This window comes from Pararhodobacter zhoushanensis, assembly GCF_025949695.1.
GTDB classification, from domain to species: Bacteria; Pseudomonadota; Alphaproteobacteria; order Rhodobacterales; family Rhodobacteraceae; genus Pararhodobacter; species Pararhodobacter zhoushanensis_A.
The window spans coordinates 1,247,126-1,262,583 of record NZ_JAPDFL010000001.1; the positions used below are offsets into that span (position 1 = coordinate 1,247,126).

Consider the following 15,458-nt stretch of genomic DNA (forward strand, 5'->3'; position numbering starts at 1 on the left):
CATGGCCCGCCCGGACAGCCCCGCCGCAATCCGCACCACCTGCCCCTATTGCGGGGTCGGTTGTGGGGTGATCGCCCGGCCCGACGGGCAGGGGGCTGTCCGCATCACCGGTGACAAGGACCATCCGGCCAACGCGGGGCGGCTGTGCTCAAAGGGGTCGGCGCTGGGCGAAACCCTGGCGCTGGACGACCGGCTGCTGGCCCCTCGCATCGGAGGTCAGGACACGGACTGGGACACGGCGTTGCAAACGGTGGCGGACCGTTTTCGCGCAGTGATCGACACACACGGGCCGGATGCGGTGGCGTTCTATGTCTCGGGCCAGTTGCTCACCGAGGATTACTATGTCGCCAACAAGCTGATGAAGGGCTTCATCGGCTCGGGCAATATCGACACGAACTCGCGGCTCTGCATGGCCTCGTCGGTGGCCGGTCACCGGCGCGCCTTTGGCACCGATACCGTGCCCGGTCTCTATGACGATTTCGAGCTGGCCGATACCGTCGTGCTGGTCGGCTCGAACCTCGCGTGGTGCCATCCGGTGCTGTATCAGCGCCTCGCCGCCGCCAAGGCCGCGCGGCCGGACATGACGGTCATCACCGTCGATCCGCGCCGCACTGCGACCTCGGATCTGGCCGACCTCCACCTGTCGATCCGCCCCGGCGGCGATGTGGCGCTGTTCAATGCACTGCTGGTGGCGATTGCTGATCAGGGCGCGATGGATGCCGATTTCATCGCCGAGCATGTTGACGGCTTCCCCGAGGCCCTGCGCGCCGCGCGCGCCGATGACGTCACGGCCAGTGGGCTGACGGCTGCCGAGATCGCGCAATTCTGCGCCCTCTGGATACGCAGCGACACGGTGGTGACGCTGTATTCGCAGGGCGTTAACCAATCCAGCAGCGGCACTGACAAGGTTAACGCGATCCTCAACTGCCATCTGGCGACGGGGCGCATCGGTCATCCCGGCATGGGTCCATTCAGCATCACCGGCCAGCCCAATGCGATGGGCGGGCGCGAGGTGGGCGGGCTGGCCAACATGCTGGCCTGCCATCTCGACATCGAAAACGCCCAGCACCGCGCCGCCGTGCAAACCTTCTGGAACGCGCCGGTCATCGCCGGTCAGCCGGGTCTGAAGGCGGTCGAGATGTTCAAGGCGGTGGGTGACGGGCGGATCAAGGCGATCTGGATCCTCCACACCAACCCCGTTGTCACCCTGCCCGACGCCGACGCGGTGCGCGCGGCACTGGCGGGTTGCGATTTTGTCGTGGTCAGCGACGTGACTGGCCGCACCGACACTGCGCGGCTGGCGCATGTGCTGCTGCCGGCGACGGGCTGGGGCGAAAAGGACGGCACCGTCACCAATTCCGAGCGCTGCATCAGCCGCCAGCGCGCGTTCCTGCCCGCGCCGGGTCAGGCCCGCGCTGACTGGGCGATGCTGGCCGAGGTCGGGCAGCGCATGGGCCATGCGCAGGCGTTTGACTATGCCGCGCCCGCCGAGATCTTCCGCGAATACGCCGCGCTGAGCGGGGTCGCGGGCGGGCTCGGGCTCGACTTTGACATCTCGGGCCTCGCGGACTGCTCGGACGCCGATTATGACGCGCTGGAGCCTTTCCGTTGGCCGTTGAACGGCACGCGGTCGGGCGGGCGGTTCTTTGGCGACGGGCGGTTCTTTACCCCCTCGGGCAAGGGCCGGATGCTGCCGCTGACCAGCCGCGCGCCGGCCGCCGTGCCTTCTGCGGACTTCCCGCTGGTCCTGAACACTGGCCGGGTGCGCGATCAGTGGCACACGATGACCCGGACCGCCAAAGCGTCGCGCCTGAATGCGCATATGGCCGAGCCGTATCTGGAAATTCATCCGCAGGATGCGCAGGCTCTGGGGCTGGAGCCGGCGACGCTGGCACGGGTGCGAAGCCCCGTCGGTCAGGCGATCCTGCGCGTGCTGGTCAGCGACAAGGTGCAGCCGGGGCAGGTGTTCGCGCCGATGCACTGGACCGGCGAGACGGCCAGCGCCGGGCGCATTGATGCGCTGGTGGCGGGGGTGACTGATCCGGTCTCGGGCCAGCCCGAAAGCAAGGCAGCGATCTGCCAGGCGGAACCGTTCAAGGCACTGTCTTACGGGTTCGGGCTGTCGGTGGCTGAGCCACAGCCGGACGCCGCCTATTGGGCCAAGGCCCGCGCGAAGGACGGCTGGCGGGTTGAGCTGGGCTATGATGCGCCGGTGACTGATTGGGTGGCACAGGCCCGCGTGCTCTTTGCGCTGCCGGACAGCGCCGAGCCGGTCGTCGTCTCGGACCCGGCGCGCGGGGTGCATCGGCAGGCGTTTCTGGAACAGGGCCGCCTGATCGCGGCGCTGTTCATCGCACCCCAGCCGGTCGCGGTCTCGCGTCAGCATCTGTTGGGGTTGCTGGGTCAGGCGCAGGGCATCGCCGTGCTGGCCGGACAACCCGGCGCCGACCGGCCTGACCCCGGTGCGACGCTCTGTGCCTGTTTCGACATCGGCGTGAACACCCTTCGCGCGGCGATCAGCGACCAGCACCTGACCAGCGTCGAGGCGATCGGCCAGGCCTTGCGGGCGGGCACCAACTGTGGATCGTGCAAGCCAGAGCTGCGTGCGCTGTTGCAGGCAGCAACCCCAAGGATGGCTGCCGAATGAGCCTTGCTCCCTTTGTTCAGATTTTGGGCCGTGGCCCCGGACGCTCGCGCAACATGACGCAGGACGAGGCGCGCGCGGCGATGGCGCTGATCCTGTCGGGCGAGGCCGCGCCCGAGGCGGTCGGCGCGGTGCTGATGCTGATGCGCTTTCGCGGCGAGAATGCCGAAGAGATCGCCGGATTCGTGCAGGCGATCCGGGCGCAGGCCTCGCCGTGGCAAGGGCCTGCGCCTGCGCTCGACTGGCCCAGCTATGCCGCCGGGCGGTCGCGCGGGTTGCCGTGGTTCCTGCTGGCGGCAAAGCTGGTGGCGCAGGCGGGGTATCCGGTACTGCTGCACGGCTGGAACACGGCGGATGGCGCGGACCGCGTGCGCGGGGCGCTGGCCGGAATGGGGATCGCCGCGGCGCAATCCACGGCGGGGGCCGGGAGCCTGCTGGCGCGCGACGGCATCGCCTATCTGCCGCTGGAAGCGGCCTCGCCCGAGGCGCTGCGCGTGTTGCGATTGCGCGATGTGCTGGGGTTGCGCTCGCCGATGAACACCGCGCTGCGGCTGTTCAATCCGGGGAGGGCAGCGGCCAGCGTGCAGGGGGTGTTTCATCCGCCCTATCGCGGGTTGCAGAGCGATGCTTCGGCGCTGTTGGCGCAGCCGAACCAGATGGTGCTCAAGGGCGCGGGCGGCGAGTTCGAGCGCGCGCCGTCCAAGGCCATCGCGCTGATGGGCCTGCGCCGCGGCGTGCCGTTTGAAGACACCGCGCCCGCGCTGATCGACGCGACCGGGCGGCTGGCCGACGGGCCGGAACTGACCGAACCGGACGCACTGGCGGCGCTCTGGCAGGGCCGCGCGCGCGATGCCTACGCCGAGGCTATCGTCACCGGCACTGCCGCCGTCGCCCTGCTGACGCTGGGCGCGGCGGACACCATCGCGCAGGCGCAGGACGCCGCGCAGCATTTGTGGACCACCCGCCCGCTGGGCTGAAATCGGAGAGCGCCATGAAGACCTTCCCCATGTTCCTGCAAATGGCTGGACGCTGTGTGGTGATCGCCGGGGGCGGTGAACAGGCGGCGCAAAAGGCGCGGCTGATGCTGAAGACCGAGGCACGGTTGCGGCTGGTGGCATATGATCTGGAGCCCGAGCTGGCGGGGCTGGTCGCCTCGGGCCGCGCCGAGCAGGTGCGCGAGGCGACGGTTGAGGCCTTCGCCGGGGCGGCGCTGGTGTTCATCGCCACGGGGGACGCCGCGCGCGACACGGCGCTGCACGCAATGGCCAAGGCGGCGGGCTGTCTGGTCAACGTGGTGGACCGGCCCGATCTGTGCGACGCGGTGACGCCCTCGATCGTGGACCGAGATCCGGTCGTGGTGGCCATCGGCACCGAGGGCAACGCCCCGGTGCTGGGCCGCCAGATCAAGACGCAGATCGAGCAGTTGCTGGAGCCCAATCTGGGCGGGCTGGCCGCGCTGGCTGGTCGGATGCGCAGCACGGTGGCCGGGGCAGTGCCGCAGGCGCAGCGGCGGGCGTTGTGGGACTGGGTGTTCGCGGGGCCAGTGCGCGCCGCCCATGCGCGCGGCGGCGAGCGCGAAGCGGCGCGGATGCTCAAGGATGCCATTGCACGGGGGCAGGCGCCCGGTGAAACGGGGCAGGGCCATATCGCGCTGGTCGGCGCGGGGCCGGGCGCGCGCGACCTGCTCACCCTGCGCGCGGTGCAGCGGTTGCAGCAGGCGGATGTGATCTTCTACGACCGGCTGGTGGACCCTGCGGTGATGGAACTCGCCCGCCGCGATGCGCAGCGGATTTACGTGGGCAAGACGCTGGGCGCGCATGAATGGCCGCAAGAGCGGATTGACGCGGTGATCATCGCCGCCGCCCGGCAGGGTCAGCGCGTGGTGCGGCTGAAATCCGGTGACCCCTCGCTCTTTGGCCGCGCCGAAGAGGAGCTGCGCGCCGCCCACGCAGCAGGCATCCCGGTCGAGATCATCCCCGGCGTTACCGCTGCCAGCGCGGCGGCGGCCAGCCTTGGCCGCGCGATGACCGAGCGGGGCGCGACGGATCACCTGATCCTTGCCACGGCGACGGCGCGCGACGGTGTCGCCGCGCCCGACATCGCCGCGATGGCCCGGCCCGGCGCGACGCTGGCGCTGTACATGGCGGTGCGGCAGCTGCCGCGCATCCGCGCCGACCTGCTGGCCGCTGGCTGGCCCGAGACGACCGAGGTGGAGGCCGTCGCCAGTGCCTCGAGCGCGCAAGAAGTGCAGTGTCGCTGCATCTTGGGCGATATGGACCGCGCGCTGGCCGGGTTGGCCAATCCGGCGATCATCTTTGTGCGCTTTGCCAAGGACGCGGTGGCGGTGCCGCAGACGCCGCACTTGCAGGTCGTCAGCGCCTGACGCCCCTGCGCCTTGCCGCGCCCGGCGCGCGTGCTACTGTCCGCCCATGACACAAGCCGCCGCGCCCCAATCCCCCGCCCTCGTGCGCTTTTTCGGGCTGCTGCTGGCGCGTCCGCTCTGGCCGGGGCTGGCCCTGGCGCTGGTCACCCTGCTGTCGGTCTGGCAGATCACCACCCTGCGGGTGGCGGTGGATCTGTCGGGCCTGATCGGCCCCCAGACCGACGGTGCGCAGGCGCTGGTGCGCTATGAGGAAACCTTCGCGCCGTTTCGGGCGGAAGAGGTGCTTCTGGTCCGCGCGCCTAGTTTTGCCGATGACGACGCGCTGGCGGCGCTAGACGATCTGGTGCTTGAACTGCAATTTGTTGACGGGGTGGCGCAGGTCATCTCGCTGGCCGCCTTGCCCGCGCCGGGCCGTACCGGGTCATGGCTGAACGGGCCCGAACTGGCCGCGCTGCCCCCCGCCGACCGTTTGACCCTGATGCGCACGCAGAACCCGCTGGCGGCGCAGCTGATGTCGGCGGATCTGACCGCAACCGTGATCGCCGTCGGGGCCGAGCGCGGGCGGGCCGGCGACGGGTTTTCGCAGCGGGTGCTGGCGGCGGTGCAGGGGATCGACGGGCTGTCGGTCGAGCTGGTCGGGCTGCTGGAGGTGCAGCGTTCGATTGCCGAAGAGCTGATCCATGACCTTGTGCTGCTGGTTCCGGCGGCAGTGGTGCTGTGTCTGATTGTCTCGATGATCCTGTTTCGCAGTGTGCGCGCCGTGGCGGTGATTGCGCTGCCGCCAATTGCCGGGCTGGTCTGGTTCATGGGATTTCTGGGCTGGAGCGGCACGCCGATTGACCCGGTGATGGGCTCGCTGCCGGTGGTGCTGATCGTGCTGGCGTTCTCGGACGCGATCCACGTCTACCATGCCGCGATCCATGCGCTGGACACGCCCGGCGACCGCCGCGCCGCGCTGGCACTGGCGCTGGGTCAGACCGCACCGGCGGCGGCGCTGACCTCGCTGACCACGGTGATCGCCTTCGCCTCGCTGGCGCTGCCGGATTCGCCGTCGCTGAACGCGATGGCGTGGACCGGGGGCGTGGGGATGGCGCTGTGTCTGGTCTCGGTGCTGCTGATGACACCGGTGTTGATGTGGGCGCTGGGCGTGCCACGCGCAGGCGGGCGGGTGCCCCGCTTGTTCGACGCCGTGGTGCCGCCGGCGCAGGCCGTGTCGCGGCATACCCGCTTGGTGCCGGTGGCGGCGGCGTTGATCCTGGCAGGGGTCTGGGCGCTGCAAAGCCAGTCGACGCTGGGCTTTCGCTATGCCGATTACCTGCCGCGCGGTGCCGCCGTGACGCAGGCGCTGGGCGAGATGGAGGCGGCGGGGCTGGGTTCGGACCGCATGCTGGTGATCGTGCAGGACGACCCTGCCGACCCTCTGGCCCGGGTCGAGGCGGCGGCGGGCGCGCTCTGGGGGCCTGAGGGCGCGGCGTGGGTTGCCTCGGATGCAGGGCAGGGGATGCTGGCGCGCATGGCCTCACGCGATGGCACGGCGCATGCGTTGCCGGTGCAGCTGCCCATCGCCGCGCGGGATGTGCGGGCGGATGAGGCGCTGGCGCTGCTGGCGGACCGGCTGGAGGCGGCAGGCGTCGGACCCGAGACGCAGGTGATCGGGCCGGGCTATGCGCTGCTGACCGAGGGGCCGAAGATCGTGCAAAGCCTGCGGATGGGGCTTTACACCACCATTCTGGCGATCACCCTGCTGGTTGCCTTGGTGCATCGGTCTATGCGGCTGGCGCTGGTGGCGCTGGTGGTCAACCTGATCCCTATTCTGGGGGTCGAGGCGTGGCTGGTGTTGCTGGGGCGTGAGGTGACGATCATGAACATGATCGCGCTGACCGTGGCCTTTGGCATCGCGGTGGACGACACGCTGCATTTCCTCAACCGCTACAAGCTGGCGCAGGGCAATACCGAGGCCCGCGTGCGGCAGGCGGTGGCGCAAGCCGGGCCGCCGATGGCGGCGACAACGGCGATCTTGCTGGCCGGGCTGGTGGTCACGCTGTTTTCCGCGCTGCCGGGTCTGTCGATCTACGGCGGGCTGATCGCGCTCGCCGTGGCACTAGCGCTGGCGGCGGACCTGTTCTTGCTGCCCGGCCTGATCCGAAGGAGCGTGAAATGATCCGAGTGCTGCTGTTTCTGGCCATGGCCAGCCCCGCCATGGCGCAGAGCTTGCCCGCCTTTGAAGGGCGCTGGCGCGGGGAGGGGGATCTGGCGCTGGGCACCGAACCCTTGCAGCGCTTTCGCTGCCAGCTGCGGCTGGAACCCTTGCGCACAGGCGAGACCTTTCTGGTCGGGCGCTGTGCGACGGCGCAGGTGCATCAGAGCTTTGCCTATCTGTTGACCGAAGACGCGGATGGCACGCTTCACGCGCAAAATACCGAGACGGTCGAGGACGGCCTCCCGTCCGACCTGCTGGGCACCGCTGCGCCCGGCGTCTTGCGTCTTGAAGGCTCACAGGACGCGCTGCTGGAGCTGCGGCGCGAAGGGGAGACGCTGCAGTTCACCATCGCCGGGCATGATCTGCGCGGTCCGGCGCGCGGTGACGCGGTGCTGGAACGCCGCGAATGATGGTGGAAACACCGGTTTCGCGCCGTAAACGCAGGGCTTGTGGCCTTTCCATTCGCCGTCTCGGCGCTTATAGGCAAAAAGACGATCCGCGGGACGACCCCGCGCCTTGCGAGGCTGTATGAACATCATCACCACGACCGAGGCTTTGGCTGCGCTCTGCGCCGAAGCGGCGCACGAGCCGTTTGTCACCCTCGACACCGAATTTCTCAGAGAGCGCACCTATTACGCCAAGCTGTGTCTGGTGCAGATGGCGCTGCCCGGCAAAGGCCCGGATCGCGCCTATCTGATCGACCCGCTGGCCGAGGGGATCTCGCTCGATCCGCTGCTCGAGCTGATGCGCAACACCGATGTGGTCAAGGTATTCCACGCCGCGCGGCAGGATCTGGAGATCTTCTTCATCGACGGCGGGGTGATCCCCGAGCCGCTGTTTGACACCCAGATCGCCGCGATGGTCTGCGGTTTTGGCGAGCAGGTTGGTTATGAGACGCTGGTCAAAAAGATCGCCAAGGCGCCGCTGGACAAGACCTCGCGCTTTACCGACTGGTCGCAACGCCCGCTGACCGATGCGCAGATGCGCTATGCGCTGGATGACGTGACCCATCTGCGCCAGATCTATGAGTATCTGAAAGCCGATATCGAGAAAAGCGGCCGCGCCGCCTGGGTGGCCGAGGAAATGGGCATCCTGACCTCGCCCGACACCTATGTGACGCATCCTGAGGACGCCTGGCAGAAAATCCGCACGCGCGGGCAGTCGGGCAAGTTCATGGCGATGGTGCGCGAACTGGCGCGTTTCCGCGAGGATTACGCCCAGACCCGCAACGTGCCCCGCTCGCGTGTCTACAAGGACGACGCCCTGCTGGAGCTGGCCTCGACCAAGCCCGAGAGCATCGAGGCGCTGGGCCGTTCACGCCTGCTGCTGCGCGAAGCGCGGCGCGGCGAGATTGCTGACGGGATTCTGGAATCGGTGCAGGTTGCGCTGACGATGGACCCCAAGAACTGGCCGCGCGTCGCCGATGAGGGCGCGCCGTTGCAGGTGAACCCGGCGCTGGCGGATCTGCTGCGCGTGCTGCTCAAGGCCAAGGCCGACACGGCTGGCGTCGCGCAGAAACTGATCGCGCCGACCAGCGATCTGGACGCGATTGCCGCTGGCAAGCGCGACGTGGCCTGTCTGAAGGGTTGGCGCGGCGAGCTGTTCGGCAATGATGCGATCCGTCTGTGCAAGGGCGAGCTGGCGCTGGCGACCAAGGGCCAACAAGTCATCGTCATCGAAATCTGACGCCTCTGTGTGCACCGTCCCGCGCGGTTGCAACACCGGCGCAGGATGGGCATATAGGGCACGTCCTATGGGGTGTTGCCAATGAACTATCTGGAATTCGAAAAACCGCTGGCCGAGATCGAAGGCAAAGCCGCCGAGCTGCGCGCGATGGCCCGCAATACCCCCGAGATGGACGTCGACAAAGAGGCCGAAGCGCTCGACAAGAAGGCCGAGCAGCTGCTGGGCGATCTCTACAAGAACCTCGCGCCCTGGCGCAAATGTCAGGTGGCCCGTCACCCCGACCGGCCGCATTGCAAAGATTACATCGACGCGCTGTTCACCCAGTACACGCCCTTGGCCGGGGATCGGAATTTCGCCGATGACCACGCCATCATGGGGGGGCTGGCGCGGCTTAACGACCGTCCGGTGATGGTGATCGGTCAGGAAAAGGGCTCGGACACCAAATCGCGCATCGAGCGCAATTTCGGCATGGCCCGGCCTGAGGGCTACCGCAAGGCGATCCGCCTGATGGATCTGGCGGCGCGCTTTGGCCTGCCGGTGATCACGCTGGTCGACACCCCCGGTGCCTATCCCGGCAAGGGCGCGGAAGAACGCGGTCAGGCCGAGGCCATCGCCCGCTCGACCGAGAAATGCCTTGCCGTGGGCGTGCCGGTCATCTCGGCGATCATCGGTGAGGGGGCTCTGGCGGGGCTGTGGCGCTGGCGACGGCGGACAAGATCCTGATGCTGGAGCATTCAGTCTATTCGGTCATCACGCCCGAAGGCTGCGCGTCGATCCTGTGGAAAGACAGTGACAAGATGCGCGAAGCCGCCGAGGCGATGCGCCTGACCGCGCAGGATCTGCTGAAACTGGGCGTCATCGACCAGATCATCGCCGAACCCCGTGGCGGCGCGCAGCGCGACCGCGACGCGGCGATTGCGTCTGTCGGCAAGGCGCTGGAGTCGGTCCTGGCCACCTTCGACGGCAAATCGCCCGCCGATTTGATCGCCGCGCGTCGCCGCAAGTTCCTCGACATGGGGCGCAAAGGCCTGGCCGCGTGATGCTGCCCGGTGGTCCCTGGGCGCTGCTCTTTGCCGCCGGCCTGCTCGAAATCGTCTGGGCCGTGGCGCTGAAAGCCTCGGACGGGTTCACCCGCAAGGGCCCGACGGCGCTGACCGTCGTGGCGGCTGCGGCCTCGTTCTATCTGCTGGCCCGCGCGATGCGCGATCTGCCTGCTGGCACCGCCTATGCGGTCTGGACGGGGATCGGCGCGCTGGGCGTGGCGATTCTGGGCATGATCTGGTTCGGGGACGCCGCAACCCCGCTGCGCATCGGCGGTATCGTGCTGATCGTCGCCGGGATCGTGGCGCTGAAACTGGCATGAGCCTGACCATCCGCCCCACGGTTGAAGCAGACGCCCCGGCTTTGGCCGAGGTGCTCAACGACATCATCGCGGCGGGCGGCACTACGGCCTATGAGACGCCCTTCACGCCGCAGGGGCTGTGGCAGTCCAGTCTGGGCGGTGCCAAGGTTCTGTGCTGCCATACCGTGCTTGAGGGCACCACGCCGGTTGGCTTTCAGACGCTGGCCAAGCATCCCGATCTGCCCGCAGGCTGGGGGTCAATCGCCAGCTTCACCCGCCGCGATCCGCCGGTGCGCGGGGCGGGCACGGCCCTGTTCGAGGCGACCAAGGCCCGCGCAAGGGCGTTGGGGCTGGTCGCGATCGACGCCACGATCCGTGCCGATAACGTGCCGGGGCTGGGGTATTACGGCAAGATGGGCTTTGTCGATTACAACGTGATCCGCGCGGTGCCGTTGTCGGATGGCACGCTGGTTGACCGCATTCAGCGCAAATTCACGCTCTGAACGCAAGGTTTGTGCCGCGAAAGCACGCAGGCTCAGTCCGGAAGATGGCCGGCGCGGCGCGTCGCCTCACGGGTCGGGCACGGATCGCGCAGCGGCTTCAGCTTGCGCGTCGAGTGCGGCACGCCAATCGACGAGCTCTGCCTCATCCCGAACATGGCCGCCGTAGAGTGTCTGCCAGGACATTTGAGTCTTGCTCCAATAATAGGCTACCGGGTCACTGCCGATCACCAACACGGCATGGTGGGGCCAGTAAATTGTAGAACTGTTGTTATAGGGGGCAAAAAGGACGAGCCCACGCAGGTCCCACAAACTGAAATCAGACCGGTAGTCTCCCTGCTTGTCGGTGATGAGGATGCGCCAGGGCGCCCCGAACGCCAATGACGTGGCTCCGTAAAGCATGGCGGGAACCGATGCCAGCGACCAGAGCGCCACAGCCAGTGCTGGAACCGCCCAGAGCCAAAGCTCCCGACGCGCACGGCGAAGCAAGGCGGCGGCGATCCCGCCCGAGGCGAGGAGAAACAGCGCGATCAGCGCAAAGCGGTCCGGACTGGAAAACAGCCCAAGTACCAAGGAAGAAATGCAACTGACGAAGCCGAGCACGTATGCAGTCACTACCGAAGGCATGCCGCCCGTGCCTCGCATGGCGATTCCGAAGGCAACCGGAATGGCGAGATATTGCACGAACAAAGCGGCAACGCCAAAAACGGCGAACGGAAACGATGGGGTGAGAAGGGTCTGCGCTACACCCGCGGGGGATACAAATGGTGGAACGGCAGACAGCCCCAGCAGCCAGACCGAAGCCGCGAGGATGACGTTGGTGCGCGTCACCACATCGTCTGCGCGGCGCGGGCGGGCCAGACTTGGTCATATTCCGCGCCGTCAAACGCGCCTTGGGTGATCTCGGTCAGGATCTCGCCCACGGTGGGCAGGCCCGCGCTGTCATCGCGCGCCCAGATCCCGGAGCGCAGCAGGGCGCGCGCACATTGGGCGTAAACCTCGCCCACGGCGATGACGATCACCAGATGCGGGTGCTTGCCTGCCTGCTCGAACCGCGCGCACAGCGCCGGGTCGGTGCTGAGCCGGGCGGAACCATTCACGCGCAGCACGGTGTTCGACCCCGGCACCAGAAAGCTCAGCGACACGCGCCCGTCGCGGACGATATTGCGCAGCGAATCCACGCGGTTGTTGCCGCGCCAGTCGGGCATCAGCAGCGTGCCGGGGTCCATCTGCTGCACGACCGGGCCGTTGTCGCCGCGCGGGGTGCAGTCGGTGCCCTCGGGGCCGACCGTGGCCAGCATGCAAAAGCGCGAGGCCTCGATCCAGCGGGCATAAGCGGGCGTCAGGCGGCGGGTAACCTTGACGATGGCAGCCTCGGGTGGGGCGCCGAACATCGGTTCGAGTTGGTCGAGACTGGTGATCCATGTCATGAGGCGATCCTTCCGGCTGGGGTTGCCGTCACCCTAGTTGATGCCATTCGCCCGCTGCAAGGCACGAACATACGCGATCACCGCCGCAACATCGCCGCGCGTCAGGCCTTCGATCCGGGGCATGTTGCCGAACGTCCAGTGATGCGCCCGCACGCCTTGGGCGACGGCGATCTGGAACGCCTCATCCGCGTGATGCGAGGGTTCATAGATCCTGTGCACCAGCGGCGGGCCGATCCCGTCGCGCCCCACCGCCGCCTCGCCATGACAGGCGGCGCAGGTCTGCGCAAAGATGCTTTCACCCAGTTGCGCGTGCGCATCCAGCGTCCCCGGCAGCGTGATCTGAACCAGCGCATCCGTACCGGCCCGAGAAGGCGGCAGCGGGGGAGCGGCTGGTTCCGGGCGGGTGGTCCACCACAGCCCGCCAGCGAGGGCGAGGATGGCGAGAGCAGCAAGGGGTTTGAGCATAAGGGCCTCCTGCGCCGGGTTCCTAGGGGTTCCAGCGACGGGAAGGTCAAGGCGGTTTTTCCGGCTCAGGCCTTGGGCTTGCGCGGTTTTTTGGGCTTGGGCACGGGCAGGTCGGCCCAGATGGCAAGCGCCACGGCGATCAGGGCCTCGGGTTCGTCCAGCAGCCCATCGCCGATCAGATACGGCTTGGCGCCGGGATAGGGCGGCGCGGTCTCGGGCGTGTCCATCAGCGCGCGGGCACCCGGCGTATCCTTGAGATAGAGCGTGTCGTCGCAGATCAGGGCAATCGCCTTGCCATCCAGATACAGCGCGTATTCCCCGAACATCGCGCGGGTGCTGACCACTCCTGCGGGGTCCATCTGTTCGCGGATAAACTCGACGGTTTCGCGGGTCGAGGACATCTCAGCGCTCCAGTGCGGGAAAACCTGCCTCGGCCATCAACGCGTCCGAGCGGGTCTCGACGACCTCTTCCACCGTCGCCAGAAACGCGCGGATCGGCAGGCCCGGCTCAATGGCGGGCAGGAACTCGATCACCGCCGTGCCGGGTTTGCGGTATACCGCGTGGCGCGGCCAGAACACACCGACATTGCAGGCGACGGGGACCACGGGGGCTTTCAGCTCGTTATACAGCACGCCGACGCCGACCTTGTAGGGCATCGAGACGCCCGCAGCGACGCGGGTGCCTTGCGGGAAGATGATCAGCTGCCCCGGCTCCACCGCATTGGCGCGGACCTTTTCCACCATGCCCTTGATCGCGGCACCGCGCCGACCACGGTCCACCGGCACGCAGCCGATGCGCAGCGCGTACCAGCCGACGATGGGGGCCCAGAGCAACTGCTTTTTCATGATGAACTTGGGGCGCGGCAGGGCGCTGCAGATCAGGATGATGTCGAAAAAGCTCTGATGCTTGGCGGCGATCATCACCTCGCCTTCGGGGATCGGCCCGCGGATTTCGGACTTCAGGCCAACCATCCAGCTGGCCGTCCAGCGAATCCAGCCGGTCCAGGCGTGCACCGCGCCAAAAGCCCCGCGCCGGTCGATCAGCGCCCAGGGCAGGAAGATCAGCGCGATGGGGATCATCGCGAAATAGGCCTGCGCTGAAAAGATCAGCGAGCGCAGCCATTGGATCGCGTAGCGCATTATCCCTCCTGCCTCAGTACCCGCATCGCCGCCGTGCGGGTCGCGGCCCAGGCGATGACCCCGGCCAGCGGCGGGATCGCCAGCGGCATGAACCAGCCTGCGCCCGAAAAGCCCAGACCCGTCAGGAAACCCGAATCCCCCGCCACCGGCAAGAGCGCAAAGGCGGCAACGCCGAGCACCATGCCGGCCACCGCGCCGATCACCGCCAGCACGGTGAAGCGGTTGGTAAAGGCGCGGGCGATGAAGGCGTCGCGCGCACCGACCAGCCGCAACACCCGGATAACCTGTGCATTGGCGGCCAGCGAAAAGCCTGCGGCCAGCGTGATCATCGCGGCCATCATCACCCCGATCAGCGCCACCGACAGCCACGCCAACGCGCGCAGACTTGCCGCCGCCTGCACCAGCGGGCGACGCCAGCGGGTGTGGTCATCCAGCATCGCGCCCGGCGCTTCCGACGCCAGCCGCAGGCGCAGCCCGACCGAGTCGAACCCCTCGGGGGCTTCGATGATCTCGATCAGACGGGGCAGGGCGAGGCTCTCGATCGGCAGATCGGGCCCGAACCAGGGTTCCAGCAGCGCGCGCTGTTCGTCGATATCCAGCACGCGGGTCGAGGCGATGCCGGGCGTGGTGCGCAGCACCTCCAGCACGGCAGCGGTCTGCGCGGCGATTTCCGAAGGCGGGGCCGAGATCCTCAGCGTGGCGCTTTGCGACAGGGTCGAGGACCAGCGCTGCGCCAGTTGCCCCGCCGACATCGACAGCGCCAGCGCGAAGACAGCCAGAAACGCCATCGCCCCCGCTGTGATCGCGGTCAACAGCGTGGCAATGCCGGACGAGGGCACGATCCGTGCGGGATCGCCGAAACCGGGCGTGGGGCGGGCGCCGCCAAGGGCGCGCACCGCGTTCATAGCTCGGCCCCGGCGGTTTGCAGCGTGCGGTCGGCGATGCGCAGCACGCGGGCCGACACCATCGACTTGGCACTGCGGATCATCGGCAGGTCATGCGTGGCGATCATCACGGCGGTGCCCATGCGGTTCAGCTCGACCAGCAGGGACAGCAGGCGCTGCGACATTTCGGGGTCGACGTTGCCGGTGGGTTCGTCGGCCAGCACCACCTCGGGCGACAGAATTACCGCGCGGGCGAGGGCGGCGCGCTGACGTTCACCGCCCGACAGGGTGGGCGGCAGCGACTCGGCCTGACCGGCCAGACCGACCCAGCTGAGCAGTTCGCGCAGATCCGCCTCGGGCACCGGGCGTCCGGTGGCCACGAAGGGCAGCGCCACGTTTTCGGCCAGCGTCAGGTGGTCCAGAAACTGGCAATCCTGGTGAATCACCCCGACCCGGCGGCGCATGTCAGCCAGTGCATCGCGGCTGAGGCCGCGCAGCGGTTGGCCGAACAGTTCGATCTCACCCGCACTGGGGCGCAGTTCACCATAACACAGCTTGAGCAACGTGCTTTTACCGGCACCCGAAGGTCCGGTCAGGAAATGGAACGCACCCGGCGCGATATGCAGGTCGATTCCGTTCAGCAGGGCGCGTCCGCCATAATCGTGCGATACGTTTGCCAGTCGGATCAACAGTAACCCCTTTACCTCTGGTCGAAACTGGGCTCTGCCCTTGGAAGTTGGTTTTGGGATTGCTACAACGTTGAGACACCGTAGCCAATGGCCGA

Annotated in this window: 15 protein-coding genes and 1 pseudogene; 9 read left to right on the forward strand and 7 right to left on the reverse strand. The window is 67.9% G+C overall.

From position 1 onward, the window contains the following. Position 1 precedes the first annotated feature (1 nt). The 9 genes and pseudogenes from OKW52_RS06110 to OKW52_RS06150 all read left to right on the forward strand — a co-directional run bounded on the left by OKW52_RS06110 (position 2) and on the right by OKW52_RS06150 (position 10,758). Positions 2-2,647, forward strand: a complete 2,646-nt coding sequence (locus tag OKW52_RS06110; protein ID WP_264504928.1) for a nitrate reductase — start codon at positions 2-4, stop codon at positions 2,645-2,647. Further along, positions 2,644-3,621, forward strand: coding sequence for a glycosyl transferase family protein (locus tag OKW52_RS06115; RefSeq protein ID WP_264504929.1), 978 nt, complete (start codon positions 2,644-2,646; stop codon positions 3,619-3,621). Before OKW52_RS06110 ends, OKW52_RS06115 begins: the two co-directional genes overlap by 4 nt. A 14-nt stretch (positions 3,622-3,635) precedes the next feature. Continuing rightward, positions 3,636-5,027 carry a siroheme synthase CysG gene (gene cysG / locus OKW52_RS06120; protein WP_264504930.1) on the forward strand — a complete coding sequence of 464 codons (1,392 nt, stop codon included), beginning with the start codon at positions 3,636-3,638 and terminating at the stop codon, positions 5,025-5,027. A gap of 46 nt (positions 5,028-5,073) precedes the next feature. After that, on the forward strand, positions 5,074-7,188 hold the full coding sequence (locus OKW52_RS06125) for an efflux RND transporter permease subunit (RefSeq protein ID WP_264504931.1): 2,115 nt from the start codon (positions 5,074-5,076) through the stop codon (positions 7,186-7,188). Continuing rightward, complete coding sequence (locus tag OKW52_RS06130) at positions 7,185-7,637, forward strand: hypothetical protein (RefSeq protein ID WP_264504932.1); 453 nt, start codon at positions 7,185-7,187, stop codon at positions 7,635-7,637. Before OKW52_RS06125 ends, OKW52_RS06130 begins: the two co-directional genes overlap by 4 nt. Positions 7,638-7,755: 118 nt before the next feature. Continuing rightward, entirely contained in the window at positions 7,756-8,913 is a 1,158-nt protein-coding gene (rnd, locus tag OKW52_RS06135) for a ribonuclease D (RefSeq protein ID WP_264504933.1), read from the forward strand. Between the two features lie 81 nt (positions 8,914-8,994). Further along, positions 8,995-9,953 (forward strand): annotated as a pseudogene (locus OKW52_RS06140) (acetyl-CoA carboxylase carboxyltransferase subunit alpha). Next, positions 9,953-10,276, forward strand: coding sequence for a DMT family transporter (locus tag OKW52_RS06145; protein ID WP_264504934.1), 324 nt, complete (start codon positions 9,953-9,955; stop codon positions 10,274-10,276). The pseudogene OKW52_RS06140 and the gene OKW52_RS06145 overlap by 1 nt, the downstream one beginning before the upstream one ends. Next, positions 10,273-10,758, forward strand: a complete 486-nt coding sequence (locus tag OKW52_RS06150; protein WP_264504935.1) for a GNAT family N-acetyltransferase — start codon at positions 10,273-10,275, stop codon at positions 10,756-10,758. Before OKW52_RS06145 ends, OKW52_RS06150 begins: the two co-directional genes overlap by 4 nt. Positions 10,759-10,824: 66 nt before the next feature. On the opposite strand, the gene OKW52_RS06155 is transcribed toward OKW52_RS06150, so the two are convergent. The 7 genes from OKW52_RS06155 to OKW52_RS06185 all read right to left on the reverse strand — a co-directional run bounded on the left by OKW52_RS06155 (position 10,825) and on the right by OKW52_RS06185 (position 15,363). Then, positions 10,825-11,586, reverse strand: coding sequence for a hypothetical protein (locus tag OKW52_RS06155; RefSeq protein WP_264504936.1), 762 nt, complete (start codon positions 11,584-11,586; stop codon positions 10,825-10,827). Then, entirely contained in the window at positions 11,583-12,185 is a 603-nt protein-coding gene (locus OKW52_RS06160; RefSeq protein WP_264504937.1) for a pyridoxamine 5'-phosphate oxidase family protein, read from the reverse strand. Before OKW52_RS06160 ends, OKW52_RS06155 begins: the two co-directional genes overlap by 4 nt. 33 nt (positions 12,186-12,218) lie before the next feature. Then, positions 12,219-12,650, reverse strand: coding sequence for a c-type cytochrome (locus OKW52_RS06165; RefSeq protein WP_264504938.1), 432 nt, complete (start codon positions 12,648-12,650; stop codon positions 12,219-12,221). Between the two features lie 65 nt (positions 12,651-12,715). Continuing rightward, entirely contained in the window at positions 12,716-13,051 is a 336-nt protein-coding gene (locus tag OKW52_RS06170; RefSeq protein ID WP_264504939.1) for a TfoX/Sxy family protein, read from the reverse strand. Position 13,052: 1 nt separating this feature from the next. Beyond that, positions 13,053-13,790 carry a lysophospholipid acyltransferase family protein gene (locus OKW52_RS06175; RefSeq protein ID WP_264504940.1) on the reverse strand — a complete coding sequence of 246 codons (738 nt, stop codon included), beginning with the start codon at positions 13,788-13,790 and terminating at the stop codon, positions 13,053-13,055. After that, entirely contained in the window at positions 13,790-14,695 is a 906-nt protein-coding gene (locus tag OKW52_RS06180) for a cell division protein FtsX (protein WP_264504941.1), read from the reverse strand. Before OKW52_RS06180 ends, OKW52_RS06175 begins: the two co-directional genes overlap by 1 nt. After that, a complete protein-coding gene (locus OKW52_RS06185; protein ID WP_127105103.1) occupies positions 14,692-15,363 on the reverse strand; it encodes a cell division ATP-binding protein FtsE in 672 nt (223 codons plus the stop codon). The genes OKW52_RS06180 and OKW52_RS06185 overlap by 4 nt, the downstream gene beginning before the upstream one ends. Between the last annotated feature and the right edge of the window lie 95 nt (positions 15,364-15,458).